This window comes from Anaerobacillus sp. QJM3NY_32, from assembly GCF_056173645.1.
In genome coordinates, this window is the sequence record NZ_CM149684.1 from 982,050 (window position 1) to 994,745 (window position 12,696).

The following is a 12,696-nucleotide window of genomic DNA, read 5'->3' on the forward strand; positions in this document are numbered from 1 at the left end:
TTCCCAATTTTAATTCTAATCTAACTTACGATTAAAGAGCTGAGAAAGTTTCAGGTAGTATTTTCCTCATGAGAATGTGAGGGATGCCATCTTCCATAAAAACATCTGACTTTGTTTCGTAACCAAGCTTATGATAAAAGCCCTCTGCCTGTACCTGGCCATGTAGCTTTACATTCGTAATGCTTTTCTTGATGGCAAGTTCTTCAAGTTTATGTAGGATTAAATTACCAATCCCAAGCTTGCGGTGTGACTGTAAAATACAAATACGTTCAAATTTCCCCACGCCGTCAACGATGCGCCATCTAGCCGTGCCCACTGCTTTTTCTTCATCAAGAACGAGAATATGTTCGGCTGTATCGAGTGAATCAAATTCGTCATACTCTTCATCCTCTGGCGTTCCTTGTTCGTCGATAAAAACTTCTTTACGTATCTTAAAGGCTTCCTTTAATGCTTCTTCTGTTTCTATTCTTACTGCAATCATTCGTTAATAGCCTCCTCATTCCAACCTATTGTATAGATTGAGTATAATCATTTTCTACGATATCTGTAAATGAAGACGATATGTTGATTTCTTGATTTTTGCTCAAACCGATCGATGATTTGAACCGGGTAGAGCAAACTATAAGAATATGTATAAATCTAAGCAGTTTCGTGCATTCCTTATATGAGGAGTGATCGAAAATGCTATTTAACATTGTTGCTGCGTTTGTAATTCCCTGGATCGCTGGAATTTATCTTGTGAGAAAAGATTTTACGCTTTTTCTTCTGATTGCCCCTTTTGCAGCCTTTGTAGCGATTATTTTTGATGTGCTTGGAATACATTTTGATTTCTGGCGCATTGACCCTGAATATGAAATGGAAACCATTGCAGCGATGCCGATGTATTTTGGTGTTTATCCGATTCTAGCAGGCTTTTTGTTTCTAACTATTAAACGAACTTCCTTTCATCCTCTCGTCATTATCCTACTTTTTTCTCTGATCACCACGATCATTGAGGGGATTGGCGTATGGATCAATCTCGTTCACTATTCTAATGGGTGGACGATCTACTGGACATATGTTTCATACTTGCTTGCCTATCTCGTATGCTATGGATACTTTTTATTATTAAAAAGGCACGTGCCGATATAATGAAACCAAAAGCCCTTCCTACAAAATAGGAGGGGTTTTTGATTTAAGCTAGAGGTTACAACAATTAGAGCTGAACTTTAAGTTCTTCTAGTCCACGTAATAAGAACATATTGCGCCATTTTGCATCCTCAGGCGCTCCTGCTAATTGAATCGAAGGGAAAGCAGAAAGTAATTTTTGATAAGCAATCTTTCCTTCTAACCTTGCTAGTGGAGCACCAAGGCAGAAGTGGATGCCATAGCCAAATGCAATGTGATGATTTGGTTTACGCGTAATATCAAACTTATTCGGATTGTCGAATTTCTTCTCATCGCGGTTAGCAGATGAGATGGAGGCGAGGATCATATCTCCTTTTTTTAATGGAACGCCTTTGAATTCAAAATCTTCTTCTGCCCAGCGAGCGGTCGAGAAATCGACGGGACTATAATAACGAAGCGCTTCTTCAATGGCGCTCTCTGTTAAAGAAAAGTCACTTTGCAACAGTTCAAGCTGATCTGGATGTTCGAAGAGAGCGAGCATCCCGTTGCCAATTAAGTTAACAGTCGTTTCATGACCGGCAATAATGAGTAGAAAAACCATTGAATAGAGCTCATCCGAACTTAACTTTTCTCCATCTTCTTCATGTTTAATAAGGTTTGAAATCAAGTCATCTTGTGGATCAGCTTTTCTTTTGTTAAAGAGAATTGTAAGATATTCGGTAAACTCCTGAACATCCTTCATGAATTCGCCTTCCATATTGTCGGAAGCGGAGACGATGGAGTTGGACCATTTTCTGAACTTATCTCGATCTTCTGTTGGTACACCAAGCAATTCAGAGATGACGATAATTGGTAGAGGAAAAGCAAAATCATCAATTAGGTCCACGATATCATTCTTTTGCTTCATTTCTTCAATTAATTGATCAGCAATGGCTTCTATACGGGGGGCTAGTTGTTTAATCGCTTTAGGGTTAAAACCAGGCTGAACAAGTTTACGTAACCGCGTGTGATCGGGTGGATCAACATCTAGCATCATATGATGAAAAATCTTCGTTTCCATTGGCTCGTCTTCCATACGAGCGCTTTTTGAGAAGAGTTTTGATTGGTCTTTAATAAAGGAAGGACGTTTTAGCAGCTCAAGAACATCATTATAAGATGTGACGATCCACGTATTGTTACCATTGGAGTTTCCAATGGACGTAATCGGCTCATTTTGGCGCAAGTTTTCGTAGAAAGCATATGCCCCTTTTTTAAAGTTGGATTGATAGACAGATTCAACGGATTGCATACAATGTTCCTCCTTTATTGTGTTAAACCATTAGACTGACTGGTCAGTCAATATGGTTAGTATAGATGAAAAACTAAGAATTCTCAATAAACAGTAAGAAGTGTCACACGATCCTCAGATTTCATAGAGAAGACGTTTTCATTATGGCGAATTAGGAACAAGTAGAACCAGGAACTGGTTGAGGGATAAAACCAGTCTTACAATTCACCTATATTGTGAAACAATGACCATTAGATTTGAATTGAGAACTATGGAAAAAGAAACATTTGTAGGATTGCTCATTTCCTTTCAAAATGAACCTATAAAAGGAAGTAAACCTAAAGAAAACCAATTATTATGTCGACTACAAAAGTTTCTAATCAAAAATTGTAAAAATTCAGTTTTTCTTATTGGAACAAAGGCGTAAGAGTGGTAGGTTAAAGGATAAGGGAGTGATGCTCCTCTCTTCTCTCATCCAAGAGAGGAAGTGGCCGAAGCTCGATGAGTCAACAGCTATTAAGCAAGTATACAAAGATTATGTATCAAGCAATGGTAGCCATTCAATTCATTAGGCAGCATCAGAAAAAGACATGTGACATAAGACAAATCTCCATATTAACCGGCTTTTCAGAAGAGGCCATATTGGAGGCGATGGAGTTTGGGGATCTTGATCAGCAAAATCGGCACGAGGAAGCTCTTTAACAAACGATCAGGATGAGGAAGAGAATGAGCGTCCTCCTATTATGGGAATGAATGTTTTATTTCATCACAGTATAAGATAATGATAAAAAGAGTTACAATCAAGTTTTGATTGTAACTTTTTTACTGCCATAGAGGTGAGTTATATGACAGCACAAGTTCTTTCCACGAATCGACTGATCTTAAGAAAAATGAGGGAGAAGGATGTTGATTACCTTTTAGAGATTTTTTCTGATAAGGAAGCAATGAGGTACTATCCTGCATGTAAAAGTAGAGAAGATACGATGAAATGGGTGGAATGGACGCTGCATCAATACAGTGTTTATGGTTTTGGCATGTGGATCGTTGAAGAGAAAAGAAGTGGTTGTTTTCTTGGGCAATGTGGGCTTGTACTTCAAAAAATGGACGGCTGTGTTGAAGTTGAGATCGGTTATCTTTTTGCTAGAAGGAATTGGGGAAATGGTTATGCAACGGAAGCCGCGATGGCTTGTAAGAAATATGGTTTTGAGCAAATAGGTCTTTCGAAGCTAATTTCATTAATTGATCCTGAGAACAAAGCTTCTATCAAAGTGGCGAAACGGATTGGGATGTCCTATGAGAAAACGATTCGTAAATGGGATAAAAAGCTTGATCTATATGCCTGTATTCCGAAAGTGGAAGTAAGGTGAGTCATCTATAACAAAGAAAATGCTTCATTATCAATAGAAAAGAATAAGATTACACATTTTGTAAAGAGGAATTAGAAGGAAAGATAAAGAATATTTACTATGACAACCTTACTAATCATTAGAAAAGTGGTGGCAATGACGATGATCCTAACTGCAAAGAGCTTCCTACTAAACTTATTACTCGTTTTTGCACCGTTAAGTATTATTCAGATTCTTTATCTACTGAAGCAAACTTCCTTTTTAAAACGATCATCAGGTTGGTTGCTTGCGATATTTCCCCTCCTTTCCGTTATTCTCTGTATGATGTATCCCATTGTGATTAACGAAAATTTTATATTAGATTTTAGAAGGATCCCTTTTATTCTTGGTGCTTTGTATGGCGGGAAATGGGTGTCGCTTATCTATTTATTCGTTTTATTAAGCTATCGTTTTATGCTTGGAGGTAGCGGTTTTTATCCTACATTGCTTTCATTTTCACTCGTTGCGATATTCACTTCACTAGTATCAAAACACTTTCTTAAATTGGACCTCAAATGGAAGTTAGCGGTTGCTGCTGGGTTAGATGCCTGTCTTGGGAGTATTTCAACTGGAGTGTCGCTTGTTTTTTTTGAGTCGCAAATAAACATAGAAACTTGGATATTATTCAATTTCGTTAGTTTAACTGGTGTCGTTCTAGCAACGCTTATTTATGAAGTATTTATGAACCAATTTAAATTGCTTCATTCGGTAATGGAAAGCCAGAAGTTAGAGGTGGCGAGTCACCTTGCCGCAAGCATCTCACACGAAGTGCGCAACCCCTTAACCGTTAGTCGCGGTTTTCTCCAAATGATCAACAGTGACTTAGAAGATAAGAAAACGAAGGGGTACATGGAGCTTGCTATTGATGAGCTTGATCGAGCAACAGAAATTATTAATGATTATTTAACCTTCGCCAAACCTTTTCCAGAAAAGGTAGAGAAAATAAATGTAAAAAGTGAACTTGAGCAAAGCCTTAGCGTCATTCAGCCTCTTGCTACAATGTCGGATGTGACCATTAATTCAAAAATTGATATATCCCCCACTTATATTCAATCAGAAAAGCGTAAATTTCAGCAGTGTCTGCTAAATATTTTAAAAAATGCCATTGAAGCGATGCCGGATGGAGGAGAATTAACTGTTGATGCTTTACATAAAGGTTTTGAATTAAAAGTTAGCATATCTGACACTGGCATTGGTATGTCGGAAGAGCAGGTAGTAAGAATGGGGGAGCCTTTTTTCACTACTAAAGAAAAAGGGACAGGGTTAGGGATGATGGTCTCGCATAGCATTATGAAGGCCATGAACGGGGAGATCATTTATGAAAGCTCCCCTAATAAAGGGACAACCGTTATCCTTCTTTTTAAAATAGAAAAATGAAGGGGCATAATTGATGAGTCTTCATTCTTTTGGTGGCAAATAGGAAGGTTTCGTTAATGAACAAGAAGGCGCTGGAATCGATGGAGCATAGTGGCTAAGATGAGCTAGGAAATAACAGCTTTCAGGAAAATGATGTTCAAGAAATCGTAATGTCGTATTGTTTAGAACTTCATCGATTTTATAAAGAGACATCACTTCTTCAACAAGAGCGTTTAAATCTTGAATCGAATGAGCGACTTCATCTGCAAATCGTTGCTGAGCTCGAAAGCCAGTTGGTGTAAATCGAAGAAAACCGCGCATGGCTCTGTTTTTTGAGATATACACACGAAATTGGTTTTGAATAGTTTGGGCTTTCGTGATGAATTCGACTTCAATCGGATCGAGAATATCAATTAATAGCGAGGCGTGGCCAACTTGATCAGTTAACCATAAGTCCATTAAGTCGAGAAGAGAAAGAGGGGGCGGCACCTTTCCTTCGATGTAGAAAGTAAGCAGACGCAAATATTCTTCATTCTCATCTAGCGTTCCATTAAAGTAAGATGGACTTAGGTTAATGTTGATTTCGTTCCGAATTCTAAGCCGTTGTATCGTGCCTTCGAAATTGAAATAGGCCCTTGCCAGGTGATAAGCTTTACGTGAAAAGGAAATCATAGCGTCAGAGCTTGCAGGTTCGTCACGCTTAAGAGGTGTGAGTTGCTCGCGAAGCTCTTCGAAGGCCATAGCAAACTGATTCGCTTCATTCACAAATTTATGTTCCGACGGTGATAAGTAATCACGTACAAAGATCGCGTGATCAGCAAGAATTTCAATCCAGAAATGATGTTCTTGCCATGGAGTAAGTGGTGTCTGGACCAAGTGGGGTGCCTCCTTTGGGCGTAGTCTTTTAGTTTAAAGTATGAAGCATAGCTCAGGTTATACCAATGAACGCTCTTTCTGATTCATCATTTAACGAATGATTTTGTTGTAATTGAAACTAATTCGCTTTGAATACGTAAAGAATAGTAAGAAACAAAATGAATGGAGAGTGCCGTATGAAGAAAATCTACAAATCAACGACGAATAAAAAATTAGCGGGTGTTTTAGGCGGATTAAGTGAGGTTATGAATGTAGACGCTAATATATTAAGGATTGCTTACATCGCACTAACGCTCTTAACATCTGGAATCTTTGTACTAGTTTACTTTGGAGCTGCTCTTATGCTCCCTTCAGATCAGGATGTTAAGTTTAAAGATTAACAAGAAGGATGCTTACGTTAGTATTGCTGTTGGAGGTTTAAATGAAGAAAAACGGTTTTTATTACATCGTGGGGATGATTAGTTCTTTCTTGATATTCTGTTCTGGACTCTTTTCCTTGTTTGGATGGATCGACTTAGTCTCAATCTTTCTTTCTGTGATTTTTGCAGTGATGGGGTTCCTCGGGGTTCTTACAAATAGTATGCAGCTGAAGATGGCTTTGAAGGAAAGCTATACAAATCAGCAATAAGGAAAATTGGTTTTGTAATAACGATCATATTTCCTTCATTGTGTAAGATAAGAAAAAGGGCTTAGCGATTATGCTAAGCCTTTTTTAAGTTGAAGATTGCTTGTGAAATGAACATAATGAAGAGAATGAATGATAACTAATTCTGGTTCATTTAATTCATCACAACACGTTGACGATTAGGAGGGAATGGAGCATGGATCATAAGTTTACAATTGGCCAGATGTCAAAACTCCATGATATTCCTGTAAAAACACTTAGATATTACGATGAAATTGGGCTTTTCAAGCCATTTCAAGTCGATAATCAGACAGGTTATCGCTATTATTGTTTAGAACAATTTAAAAAATTGGACATGATTTGGTATTTGAAAAAGATGGGCATTCCGTTAAAAGAAATAAAGAAAAAAGTAGAGCATAGCACCGTTGATGAATTTATTGAAATACTATCTGAATATGAACGAATTAACGATGAGAAAATCAATGAATTAGTAAAGATGAAGAAGCATTTGAAAACGAAGATATTGGATTTAAAGCAATCGAGGGATATTCATTTCATTGGTGAACCGCAAATTCGTACACTCCCTCATCGCTATCTATTAGCCATTCAGGGGCAGTTCCATACGCTAGATGATATTGAAAGCGTGCTACGCGGTTTAAAGAAGGAAATTGATCATGTTACTCCGATTATGGTTGGGAAAGTAGGGTTTATTCTATCAGTGGATCATATGAAAACACGAGAAACGATGGAGTATGACGGATTGTTTATTTTAATTGAAGATGATAGTGAAATAGATCAACAAAAGATTATGACACTTGAAGAGGGGGAGTATGCGAGTGTTTATATGAGAGAAGGGAGAGAGAAAGATAATGCTTATTATCATACCCTATTGAACTTCGTATCTGAACAGGGTTATGAGCCAGATGGACCTTTTTTCATTCGACAAATTGTTGACTCGTTTATCTCACATAAAGAGAATGAACGTTTGCGAGAGATTCAAATAAAAGTACGAGCTGTAGGAGAGAAGAAGTCCTTCCTAAAATAGAAGACACCTCTTATTTTTTTCTTTTGTCCACCTATCCTTAATATATATGTTCGGAAAATATAGCTTGTATAACTAATGGTGTTAGTTATACTTAAACTAACACCATTAGTTTAAGGGGGAGAATAAGACATGAGAATAATAAAGGAACAAACCGTCTATCAGCTTTCTTTCATGGCCAATTGGTTCCCTGTTAATTGTTATTTCGTTGAAGAAGAGGAGAGCTTAACGTTAATCGATGCAGCCCTTTCTTTTAGTAAAAACGCTATTCTAAAGGCGGCCGCTCAAATTGGGAAGCCGATCAACCGCATCATTATTACACATGCACATACGGATCATATGGGAGCACTTGATGGGTTAAAGGCAAGTCTTCCTCATGCGGAAATTCTTCTTCCTCAAAGAGAGTTAAAATTGTTAAACGGTGATTCATCACTCGAGCCTGGTGAAGGAGATCTTCCAGTGAAGGGTGGCGTACCTAGAAACAGTAAGACGCAGCCAGATGTTCTTCTTAAAGAAGGAGATATGGTTGGCTCACTGATCGCGATTGAGGCTCCGGGACACACGCCTGGCATGATGGCTTTTATAGATAAACGAAATCAAATACTAATAGCCGCAGATGCGCTCCAAACGAAGGGAGGCATAGCGATAGCTGGTGATTTGCGCTGGCGGTTTCCATTTCCTGCTCTGGCTACGTGGGACAAGGAGCGTGCGATTGCCACAGTGGAAAAGCTAGCTTCGTTTAACCCATCCGTTATTGGTGTGGGGCATGGAGATTTTCTATATGAACCAGAAGCGTTGAAAAACGCTATCCTTCAAGCAAAAAAGCGGGTGAAGGGATAAGTGAAAATCACAAAGGATATCGTGATTCAAGAAGCACTCGCCATTGCAGAGCGAGAAAATTATTCAAAGGTAACGATGGCAACCATTGCCCGTCGTCTATCGATAAAACCTCCTTCACTTTATAACCATTTCGATGGCTTGGATGACATCAAAAATGGTATGGCTGTTTCAGCGTTGAACCAGTTCTTCAATTGGTTGTCAGAGAAGACTGAACACCAGACGGAAGGGAGAGAAACCATTCTAGCCTTAACAGAGGCGTACATAACCTTTGCACTTCAGCACCCAGGTTTGTATGAAGCTACGTTAATGGCGGCGAATCCTCTTCAGTCTGATGTCCAAGAAGCTGGAGAAGCGATTGTCACCTTAACGATGGAGGCGTTTGAGCCATATCACTTGTCAGAAATGGAAAGAATCCATATCGTCCGAGGGCTTCGGAGCTTTCTACATGGCATGGTTGATTTGTATCGTAAAGGCGGTTTTCAGCGACCCATTGCGTTGGAAGAATCTTACCGGATAATTGTTGAGACCTATTTGAGTGGATTAGTAAATCAGAGAACAATAGAATGAGAAAGCATCATAAAAGGAGAAGACCGTGAGGCGGCTTTCTCCTTTTTAGTATGATTTAATTGTTTTAAGAAGGTGTTGCCTCAGCTGAAATGGCCTGCGCCAGGTTTGAAGTGATGCGAATTTCACCGAAGTCGATGCCTAGTTGAACGGCTGTTTGAGCAATTTCGGGACGAATACCAGATAGTGTAGCAGTAACACCAATTAATTTAAGCCCAGTAATCAGCTGGAAAATTTGTTGAGCTACCCGTGTATCGACGAGATACACGCCAGATAAGTCTATGAAAAGGTGATCGACTCGTTTACTTGTACACCCTTCAAGCGTGTTCTCGAAAATGGCCGATGCTCGATCGGAGTCAATGTCACCGACTAGCGGCAGGAGAGCTTTTCCGTTAGGCAGGTCAATCAAGGGGGAGCTTAGTTCATTAATCGTTTGTTGTTGTTCTTCAATACGGGCGTTCAAATGATTTGATTTTTCTTCAACGACGCGGGTCATGAGCACATCAATGGCTTCAATCACAGCATACTTCCAGATATCAATACTTTTCTGTGAGACAAGATCTTCTGCTTCTTTTATATACAGATCAATGAAGTCCATATATTGCTCGCGTACGCGCAGAAATTCCCTCATAATCAGATGAGTGGGAGTGTTCAAATGTTCAGGATCACGTCCAATTTCTCGTACCCAGTCTTCGAATTCCTCAAAGAATTCGTCTTTCTTCATAATGAAGATTTTGCACAAATGTAGGTGGAATTCAAAATTCTGAGCTTTAAGTCCTTTAATGACTTCTGGATCAGTAGAAGAATAAACACCAGTTCCACTTTTATCAAGTGATGCATACCAATCTTCTGTTAATTGTTCTGCTTTATTTAATAAAAATTGATAAAGTTCTTTGTTTCTTTGCATGAATAAGTGCTCCTCTCGATCCTTTATAATTATTTCGATTATTTGGAAGGTAAAGTCGTTGTGCTCACTCTATCTGTAGCAAAATGAGAAATTTCCTTCTTTGTATTCATTATACCAAGCTTTCACCTAATCAACGATTGGATTTACTTATCTAGTTTAAACTATTTCTTAGATTGTCTCAGGAAATAGAAAGATACTCTCTTATAATAGAACATAAAAGGAGTACCTTTTGATGAAGCTCTGTTTTTATTTAATAGTAATTGTTGAATTATGAGACGCTAGAACGATGAGTATTGGTAAGCTTGAGGCAAAGTTTGGTTATGGCTATGGAGAGGTGTTTTTCATTACTAAGTAGTCTAGGCGAGGTCCAAATCTGAGTGAAAAGCTTCGTGATTATTTCTTCGTGATCAGATCGAGGAGTGTCACTATTGCATAGGATGCGAGAGACGTGGTGAATATATGTATCATACAATTCATTCAATGAACTTCTGTCTTTGGAAATAAGCTTTTGAATGAGTTGATTTTGGCTCTGCATGTTTTAGCTCCTTAAAATAATAGTCATAATTTTGTAATTCCACTGCAACAATTATTTCAAACTCTAAATTCTTGAATTCGAGATATATAATGTGCGATTTATGTTTAATAGAGAGTTTATTTTACGGAATTTTCTTGAAATTACTAACAACTATTTGATATAGTGAATGCGGAGATGTATGGAGAGGGGATCATGAACATGTGTGGACAAATCCTGTAATGGTTTAGATTTATTGATAATCCTATTTAAGTAGGGATAGGTATGTCAATGGAACCTATACAGGGGACACCGCGTTCATGATTGATAAATGATCAGGACAGGGCCTTAGGCTGCTGTCCTTTTTCGAATCATCTCCTTTCACATTGGTCAGGTGTTCCTCATAAGGAGGAAATTAAATGAATAACCAAAGGAATCGCATTGCCATTGTTACAGGCGTTAGCCGTCCGAACGGGATTGGTGCTAGCATATGTCGTGAGCTTGCTAGGAAGGGCCATGATATTTTCTTTACTCATTATTTGAAGTATGACGTTAGCACAGGTTATAAGGATGCTACCGAGACGTTCCCAGTCATCTTTAAAAAAGAGCTGCAGGAAATGGGCGTTATAGCTGAAGAAATGGAACTGGATTTAAGTGAGCCTAATGCATCAGAGGACCTTATAGCACAAGTGAAGAAAATGACCGGAGAGCTAGCGATTCTAGTGAACAATGCGACCCATTGTGTAGAAGTGGATCATGATGAATTATCAGCGGAAATCATTGATCAGCACTGTGCTGTTAACGTAAGAGGAACGTGCATGCTGGCTGTTACTTTTGCGAAGCAGTTAAAGAAGCAACAAGCGGAAGGCAGAATCATTAACTTTGTTTCTGGGCAGGACAAAAGCCCACAGCCTGGTAATCTTGCCTATATTACGACAAAAGGAGCGATCTCAGCTTTCACGACATCGCTCTCAACTGAGCTTGCTCCTTACAACATCACGGTTAATGCCATTGATCCTGGACCAACTGATTCAGGGTGGATGGATGATGAACTCCAAACTTTTCTAAAGCCGAAGTTTCCGACAGGACGTATCGGCACGCCTGATGATGCGGCGAGACTGGTTGGTTTTCTAGCGAGTCATGAAGCAAGGTGGATTACAGGACAAATTATTCATTCAGATGGCGGCTTTCGAGACTAACGTTTTTGAGATTATCAAAAAGCGTGCTGACAACAAGTCAGCACGCTTTTCATTAGAACAATACATAGGATACAACAACATATAATAACGCCATTACAAGCGAAGGAGCAGCATAGCGCCACTGACTTCGGAGTGTTTGTGGACGTAGAAGCAAGTACATAATCACGATCGTCATTAACAAACCAAGTCCTGCAATGAAGATGTGAGACAGATCAACTGCAGCTAGAATCGGTCCTTTTCGATAGAGAACATCAGTCAGGGCTAATAGCTGAATGTTAAAGAGATTGCTTCCAAGAATCGAGCCAATCGCCATATTGTAGTTTGCTAGTTTGAAAGCAGCAAGCACTGTGACAAGTTCTGGTAAAGAGGTTGAAGCAGCAATGAGAAAGCTACCGACAAAGCTTGCATTCATACCCGTTGCCTCAGCTAGTCTGTCTCCAGCAATCGATAAAATACTTCCTGATACGAATACAATGAGTGCTGCGACGATAAAGCCAATGACGGCAGTGCGAAGAGAGTAATCTTTTGTAGGGACGTCATCTTGCTCCCCATCGTCGCTTGAAATGTATCTCATTGATAAGACATACAATAATACAATGACAATCATTTCAACCCCGACACCAAATATGGAAATCGTTCCTGGAATTAACAGAGAGACGATTAAAATGACGAGGAAAAGGAGACCGACGAGGGCAGATGGGACATTTGCCTTCGTGTTTACCTTCTGAAACAATCTTCGTCGTCTATAAATTAAGTCTACTACAGCTAAAATTAAAAGGTTAAAAACGTTACTTCCAAGCATGTTACCGACTGCGATATCAGGATTATCGATATACACAGCTGTTAAACTTGTTGTTAATTCTGGAAGTGACGTGGCTCCCGCAATTAAAAATGTCCCTACAACAGCTCCACTTAATGAAGACTTCTTACTAATAACATCACCGAACTGATTCAGGTAAATAGCGGCACCGACAACTACGGCAGCTGCAAGAAGAAAGATAAGAATGATCATGTGTA

15 protein-coding genes are annotated in these 12,696 nt (G+C 39.1%); 10 read left to right on the forward strand and 5 right to left on the reverse strand.

Annotated features, from left to right (window positions below; translation table 11 throughout):
* Nucleotides 1–31: 31 nt before the first annotated feature.
* The gene (locus AC0VYH_RS05280) at nt 32–478 is read right to left on the reverse strand and encodes a GNAT family N-acetyltransferase (protein WP_475369042.1); all 447 of its coding nucleotides are present in this window, start codon (nt 476–478) and stop codon (nt 32–34) included.
* 203 nt (nt 479–681) lie between these two features.
* Here AC0VYH_RS05280 and AC0VYH_RS05285 point away from each other — a divergent pair, with 203 nt between their 5' ends.
* Nucleotides 682–1,131, forward strand: coding sequence for a CBO0543 family protein (locus AC0VYH_RS05285; RefSeq protein ID WP_475366770.1), 450 nt, complete (start codon nt 682–684; stop codon nt 1,129–1,131).
* Nucleotides 1,132–1,195: 64 nt separating this feature from the next.
* On the opposite strand, the gene AC0VYH_RS05290 is transcribed toward AC0VYH_RS05285, so the two are convergent.
* Nucleotides 1,196–2,395, reverse strand: coding sequence for a cytochrome P450 family protein (locus tag AC0VYH_RS05290; protein ID WP_475373402.1), 1,200 nt, complete (start codon nt 2,393–2,395; stop codon nt 1,196–1,198).
* A gap of 480 nt (nt 2,396–2,875) precedes the next feature.
* Here AC0VYH_RS05290 and AC0VYH_RS05295 point away from each other — a divergent pair, with 480 nt between their 5' ends.
* The 3 genes from AC0VYH_RS05295 to AC0VYH_RS05305 all read left to right on the forward strand — a co-directional run bounded on the left by AC0VYH_RS05295 (nt 2,876) and on the right by AC0VYH_RS05305 (nt 5,136).
* Nucleotides 2,876–3,076 (forward strand): hypothetical protein, encoded by a 201-nt coding sequence (locus AC0VYH_RS05295; protein WP_475366772.1) that lies wholly within the window; start codon nt 2,876–2,878, stop codon nt 3,074–3,076.
* Nucleotides 3,077–3,219: 143 nt separating this feature from the next.
* Complete coding sequence (locus AC0VYH_RS05300; RefSeq protein WP_475373403.1) at nt 3,220–3,741, forward strand: GNAT family N-acetyltransferase; 522 nt, start codon at nt 3,220–3,222, stop codon at nt 3,739–3,741.
* Nucleotides 3,742–3,840: 99 nt separating this feature from the next.
* Nucleotides 3,841–5,136: an ATP-binding protein gene (locus AC0VYH_RS05305; RefSeq protein WP_475366773.1), complete on the forward strand. Its 1,296-nt coding sequence runs from the start codon at nt 3,841–3,843 to the stop codon at nt 5,134–5,136.
* A gap of 21 nt (nt 5,137–5,157) precedes the next feature.
* On the opposite strand, the gene AC0VYH_RS05310 is transcribed toward AC0VYH_RS05305, so the two are convergent.
* Entirely contained in the window at nt 5,158–5,991 is an 834-nt protein-coding gene (locus AC0VYH_RS05310; protein WP_475368556.1) for a DUF2935 domain-containing protein, read from the reverse strand.
* 176 nt (nt 5,992–6,167) lie between these two features.
* Here AC0VYH_RS05310 and AC0VYH_RS05315 point away from each other — a divergent pair, with 176 nt between their 5' ends.
* The 5 genes from AC0VYH_RS05315 (at nt 6,168) to AC0VYH_RS05335 (ending at nt 9,065) form a co-directional block, all read left to right on the forward strand.
* Nucleotides 6,168–6,371, forward strand: a complete 204-nt coding sequence (locus AC0VYH_RS05315) for a PspC domain-containing protein (RefSeq protein WP_430245699.1) — start codon at nt 6,168–6,170, stop codon at nt 6,369–6,371.
* A gap of 41 nt (nt 6,372–6,412) precedes the next feature.
* Nucleotides 6,413–6,619: a hypothetical protein gene (locus tag AC0VYH_RS05320; RefSeq protein ID WP_371018103.1), complete on the forward strand. Its 207-nt coding sequence runs from the start codon at nt 6,413–6,415 to the stop codon at nt 6,617–6,619.
* A gap of 193 nt (nt 6,620–6,812) precedes the next feature.
* Entirely contained in the window at nt 6,813–7,661 is an 849-nt protein-coding gene (locus AC0VYH_RS05325; RefSeq protein ID WP_475368557.1) for a MerR family transcriptional regulator, read from the forward strand.
* A 129-nt stretch (nt 7,662–7,790) separates the two neighbouring features.
* Nucleotides 7,791–8,498 carry an MBL fold metallo-hydrolase gene (locus AC0VYH_RS05330; protein ID WP_430245703.1) on the forward strand — a complete coding sequence of 236 codons (708 nt, stop codon included), beginning with the start codon at nt 7,791–7,793 and terminating at the stop codon, nt 8,496–8,498.
* Nucleotides 8,499–9,065, forward strand: a complete 567-nt coding sequence (locus AC0VYH_RS05335; RefSeq protein WP_475368558.1) for a TetR/AcrR family transcriptional regulator — start codon at nt 8,499–8,501, stop codon at nt 9,063–9,065. It begins immediately after the preceding gene.
* A 64-nt stretch (nt 9,066–9,129) separates the two neighbouring features.
* On the opposite strand, the gene AC0VYH_RS05340 is transcribed toward AC0VYH_RS05335, so the two are convergent.
* Nucleotides 9,130–9,969 (reverse strand): STAS domain-containing protein, encoded by an 840-nt coding sequence (locus AC0VYH_RS05340; RefSeq protein WP_475366778.1) that lies wholly within the window; start codon nt 9,967–9,969, stop codon nt 9,130–9,132.
* Between the two features lie 930 nt (nt 9,970–10,899).
* Here AC0VYH_RS05340 and AC0VYH_RS05345 point away from each other — a divergent pair.
* Nucleotides 10,900–11,679: an SDR family oxidoreductase gene (locus AC0VYH_RS05345; RefSeq protein ID WP_475373404.1), complete on the forward strand. Its 780-nt coding sequence runs from the start codon at nt 10,900–10,902 to the stop codon at nt 11,677–11,679.
* 52 nt (nt 11,680–11,731) lie between these two features.
* Here the strand turns inward: AC0VYH_RS05345 and AC0VYH_RS05350 are convergent, their stop codons facing one another.
* A complete protein-coding gene (locus tag AC0VYH_RS05350; protein ID WP_430245711.1) occupies nt 11,732–12,691 on the reverse strand; it encodes a sodium:calcium antiporter in 960 nt (319 codons plus the stop codon).
* Nucleotides 12,692–12,696: the final 5 nt, after the last annotated feature.

Excerpts from the sequence above, each read along its gene's own strand:
- AC0VYH_RS05285 (WP_475366770.1), top strand. The coding sequence starts at position 682 with ATGCTATTTAACATTGTTGCTGCGTTTGTAATTCCCTGGATCGCTGGA.
- AC0VYH_RS05290 (WP_475373402.1), bottom strand. The coding sequence starts at position 2,395 with ATGCAATCCGTTGAATCTGTCTATCAATCCAACTTTAAAAAAGGGGCA.
- AC0VYH_RS05295 (WP_475366772.1), top strand. The coding sequence starts at position 2,876 with ATGAGTCAACAGCTATTAAGCAAGTATACAAAGATTATGTATCAAGCA.
- AC0VYH_RS05300 (WP_475373403.1), top strand. The coding sequence starts at position 3,220 with ATGACAGCACAAGTTCTTTCCACGAATCGACTGATCTTAAGAAAAATG.
- AC0VYH_RS05305 (WP_475366773.1), top strand. The coding sequence starts at position 3,841 with ATGACAACCTTACTAATCATTAGAAAAGTGGTGGCAATGACGATGATC.
- AC0VYH_RS05315 (WP_430245699.1), top strand. The coding sequence starts at position 6,168 with ATGAAGAAAATCTACAAATCAACGACGAATAAAAAATTAGCGGGTGTT.
- AC0VYH_RS05320 (WP_371018103.1), top strand. The coding sequence starts at position 6,413 with ATGAAGAAAAACGGTTTTTATTACATCGTGGGGATGATTAGTTCTTTC.
- AC0VYH_RS05325 (WP_475368557.1), top strand. The coding sequence starts at position 6,813 with ATGGATCATAAGTTTACAATTGGCCAGATGTCAAAACTCCATGATATT.
- AC0VYH_RS05330 (WP_430245703.1), top strand. The coding sequence starts at position 7,791 with ATGAGAATAATAAAGGAACAAACCGTCTATCAGCTTTCTTTCATGGCC.
- AC0VYH_RS05340 (WP_475366778.1), bottom strand. The coding sequence starts at position 9,969 with ATGCAAAGAAACAAAGAACTTTATCAATTTTTATTAAATAAAGCAGAA.
- AC0VYH_RS05345 (WP_475373404.1), top strand. The coding sequence starts at position 10,900 with ATGAATAACCAAAGGAATCGCATTGCCATTGTTACAGGCGTTAGCCGT.
- AC0VYH_RS05350 (WP_430245711.1), bottom strand. The coding sequence starts at position 12,691 with ATGATCATTCTTATCTTTCTTCTTGCAGCTGCCGTAGTTGTCGGTGCC.